We start from the raw sequence: 4,040 nt of genomic DNA, 5'->3' as shown, positions 1-4,040 counted from the left end.
GAAGATCACCGCTTTTACTCCCACTTTGGGGTGGATCTGCTGGGCATTGCCCGCGCCTTTTGGGTGAACCTGCGCTCGGGGGAAGTGCAGCAGGGGGGCAGCTCCATCAGCCAACAACTGGCCCGCACCGTGCTGCGGGACTACACCGGCTCCGGCAACACCTTCGGGCGCAAGCTGCGGGAGGCCGTCGCCGCCCTGAAGCTGGAACAGCGCTACAGCAAAGACGAAATCCTCGCTCTCTACCTCAACAATGTTTACCTGGGCAACGGCATCTACGGCTTTGAAACTGCTGCCCAGTTCTATTTCGGGATCCCAAGCCGCCAGCTCAGCCTTTCCGAAGCTGCGACTCTGGCGGCCATTTTGCCCGCGCCCAATGCCTTTAACCCTGTCGCCAACTATGATGCCGCCGTTCGGGGCCGGGATCGGGTGTTGGATCGCCTGAGCGAGCTGAAAGTCTTCCCCGAAGAGGAGATTCGGCGGGCCCGGCGCAGTCGCCTCACCCTCAACCCCCATTTGCGCTCCCAAACCTCGACAGTTGCTCCCTACTTTTACAGTGCCGTCTTCCAGGAGCTGCGGCAGCTCTTGGGCCAAGACCTCTCGGCAGAGGGCAACTTCATCATCGAAACCACGGTGCATTTGCCCTACCAGCGTTTGGCAGAGCAAGTCCTGGCCCAAACGGTGCGCGAGTCCGGATCCCGCTTGGGCTTCAGCCAAGGCGCTTTGGTCAGTCTCGACAGCCGCAACGGTGAAGTGCTGGCTTTGGTGGGCGGGATCGACTACAACGCCAGCCCCTTCAACCGGGCTACCCAAGCTCAAAGGCAGCCGGGCTCCACCTTCAAAGTGTTCACGTATGCGGCTGCCCTCACCCAGGGGATCCCTCTCTCCCAAGTGTTGTCTTGCGAGCCCCTCACCTGGGGCAACCTCACCTTTCGGGGCTGTCGCTCGGGATCGGCCCCTATGGATTTGGCCCGCGGCCTGATCCTCTCCGAAAACGTGATTGCCCTGCGGTTGGCCCAACAAGTCGGTCTAGAGCAAGTGGTGGCGACGGCCCGGCAAATGGGCATCCAATCGCCGTTGCAACCCTATCCTTCTATGGTGATTGGCACCATGGAGGTGAACTTGCTGGAGTTGACAGCAGCCTTCACTCCTTTTGCCAATCGTGGCCTTTGGTCAAGGCCCCACACCATCCGCCGCATCTTGGATAGCAGCGATTGCGCCAACCCCAACGACTTTCGCACCTGCCGTGAGATTTACCCTGGTCGGGAGGATCCCCGCTCTCAGCGACTTGTCCTGCCAGAAACCGTCGCCCAACAGATGACAGCCGTACTGCAAGGGGTGATCAGCTCCGGCACCGGCACTGCTGCCCGGCTCGGCATTGGAGAAGCCGGTAAAACCGGCACCACCACCGCCAACAAGGATCTGCTCTTTATCGGCTACACGCCCAACCCTCCCCTGGTGACCGGCATTTGGCTGGGCAATGATGACTCTAGCCCAACACGAGGAAGCAGCAGCATAGCTGCTCAAACTTGGGGAAATTACACGAGGCAAGTCATTGGTAATAGTTTGACGATGGTTCAATAGAGCAACTCCGAGAGCAGCCTTGGCAATTGGCAACCCCAAATCCTGACAACCCGACAGAAAACTCTCCTGCATCCCAAGTGAGAAATGCCTAATAACCAGTTTGGCCGTACCCCTCAATAAACCCACAATCTAGGTTCACCCACTTTCTCAGCGCAGATCTCGGCCAAAGGGCAACAACGACAAAATAATTAACTTCATGTGTTGTTTGGCAAAGGGGATCCCAACAATGGTGATTGCCAGAATCACAGCCCAGAAGAGATGGTTAAGCACCAACGGCCAGCCAAACAGCAATAGCCAGATGACGTTAAAGATCAGCAGCAGCGGGCTGTTGGCATCGGGATACTCCACCACTTCCTTTCCGAAGGGGGCAAGCACTGCAAACCCCAGTTTGATGCTCTGCCAGCCAAAGGGAATGCCGATGATTGTCAGGCAAAGGCTCAGTCCTCCTAAGATGTAGCCCAAACCTGTCAGCAAACCCCCGAAGATTAGCCAGATGATGTTGCCAATCAAGCTCATGATTCAGATCCTCCACCGTTGAGACCAAATTGCAGGCTACAAGAGCAGAACTAGCCTTCCTGTTCGACATCCATACTCTAACCAGCTGTTGGCCAAGACTGGGATCCCAAAATCTGCTTCTTTCCTGGGCTCTAGCGTTCTGCGTCACCGAGGGGAGCGGGCTCCATCACCGGAGGCACTGCGGCCCTATTCACCTTGCAGGGCAGAATGCGGTTCAGAAAGCGGAGGATCCCCCAAACCCAACTGACGGTGATCACCCAAAAGATCCACAACCCGCTTGCCCACGGTTGCGGCAAGTCCAAGGCCATCCCCCCAATCATTGGGCCAAGAGCAAACCCCGCCGCCCAGCAGAGGGAGTTGACCGACAGATACACCCCCCGCAAGTGATCCGGCGCCAAATCCGCCACCAAAGCAGAGGCAGAGGGGTTGTAGCTCACCAACGCCAAAGAGAGCACCGCCAGCGCCAAGACTGCCACCGCCGGGGCCGGAGCCCCCAATTCCGCCGCCAGACCGCTAAGCCAAACCAAAAGAAATCCCACCCCCCACATCAGGGCGGATCCCTGCAACCCTTGGATGCGCGTCCGGCGATTCAACCAACGGGCCACCGGCATCTGCAGCAGAGCGATCAAGGCCCCATGCAAGGCAAACAAAATGCCGATTTGCACCTCTGGGATCCCTACCCCATTGCGGAAGTAAAGGGGCATGCTGCTGCTGAGCTGGGCCACATAGGTGGTGAACAGGATATTCGACAGGCCAAACACCAAAAGGGAGCGATCTCTAAGGGCGGTTTTCCAACCTGCCAACACAGGCTCTGCTGCCGGACAAGTCGCCCGAGTTTCCCGGATAAAAAACCAAAGTACTGCCAGAAAGATTAGAAAAGTGACACCGTCGATTACAAACAAGAGCCGATAGGCCCCCGTCAGAGCCACCAGCGTGCTGGCCATAGCCACCCCAAGGCTGAGGCCCAGGTTATCCCCCAGACGGTTGAGAGCGTAGGCTTCGTTGCGCTGCTCACGAGTGGTTAGATCTGCTACAATCGCTTCCGCAGGCGGCCAGTACAACCCCTGCCCCAAGCCTGCAGCCATATTGGCCAGGGCAAAACTCCAGAAGTCATAGGAGAGCGCAAACCCAAACGACCCCAAGGTGGAAATAGCCAGAGAGAGGATCAAAGTGGAACGGCGCCCCCAAGCTCCATCGGCCATCGAGCCGCCCAGGATGCGGCCAAACACCCCGGCAAAAGCCATAATGCCTAGCCCCAGGCCCACTTGGGTGGCGGTCAGCCCCACCTGATTCACAAAAAAGAGACTGGCATAAAACAAGGTAAAGCCGGTTCCAGTTTGGGAAAGCAGCCGACCGATAAAGATCAGCCAAACCTGAAAACTGAGCTTCGGCCACCAAGAAGGGATCCACATGTTGAGTGCAGCAGGGGAGGGCCTACCTAGCCTACGGGATCCCGATCCTTGAGGCCAGGGCAAGGAGCCTGCTCTGACAAGTAAACTGAAAATTTGTGCAGCCAGGCTTGATGTTCGTTGCCAGAAGGCTCTTCACCCAGCGAGCCAGCAGACAGGGCAACCCATTTCCCCAACTCCAAATATTCGCTCAACAGCCGCGCCAACTTATAAACTCGATAATCGAGCTGCACTAAGCTACTTTTCATCTGCCCCAAAACACCCAGTCCTTTTCTGAGCCAACTTACAACCTTCAACCTTTCCCAAAACCTGCTGAGCAGGAAGCCAACCCCCATCTTGCTTGCTGCAGCCGAGGCGCAAGTTCCCTTTGCCCACAACAGAGCACCTGTAGCTCAGCCGCAAACCTGGACAAAGCTAGAAGAAGCTGTGCCTTACAGTTCTAGTACCAACAATTTTAACTAACGGGGGTGCGGGGGCAATAGGTCCCATGCTCTAGCCGCAGGGTGAGCACTGGGATACATGGATCCCCGCCAT

The 4,040-nt window shown here is 57.2% G+C and carries 4 protein-coding genes; 1 reads left to right on the top strand and 3 read right to left on the bottom strand.

All coding sequences use genetic code 11. The annotated features are described in order from the left end of the window. On the top strand, nt 1-1,581 hold a 1,581-nt coding region (locus tag NW819_RS03970; protein ID WP_414412955.1), incomplete at its 5' end, for a transglycosylase domain-containing protein. 147 nt (nt 1,582-1,728) lie between these two features. On the opposite strand, the gene NW819_RS03965 is transcribed toward NW819_RS03970, so the two are convergent. The 3 genes from NW819_RS03965 to NW819_RS03955 all read right to left on the bottom strand — a co-directional run bounded on the left by NW819_RS03965 (nt 1,729) and on the right by NW819_RS03955 (nt 3,754). After that, nucleotides 1,729-2,097, bottom strand: coding sequence for a YccF domain-containing protein (locus NW819_RS03965; RefSeq protein ID WP_414343163.1), 369 nt, complete (start codon nt 2,095-2,097; stop codon nt 1,729-1,731). 131 nt (nt 2,098-2,228) lie between these two features. Beyond that, nucleotides 2,229-3,509 (bottom strand): MDR family MFS transporter, encoded by a 1,281-nt coding sequence (locus tag NW819_RS03960; RefSeq protein WP_011432585.1) that lies wholly within the window; start codon nt 3,507-3,509, stop codon nt 2,229-2,231. 26 nt (nt 3,510-3,535) lie between these two features. After that, the gene (locus NW819_RS03955) at nt 3,536-3,754 is read right to left on the bottom strand and encodes a hypothetical protein (RefSeq protein ID WP_414331694.1); all 219 of its coding nucleotides are present in this window, start codon (nt 3,752-3,754) and stop codon (nt 3,536-3,538) included. Between the last annotated feature and the right edge of the window lie 286 nt (nt 3,755-4,040).

This window comes from Synechococcus sp. R8-2 (genome assembly GCF_047461715.1).
Taxonomy (GTDB): Bacteria; Cyanobacteriota; Cyanobacteriia; order Thermostichales; family Thermostichaceae; genus Thermostichus.
The sequence above is the reverse complement of the archived record's forward strand: the minus strand, read 5'-3'. Positions and strand labels throughout refer to the sequence as shown.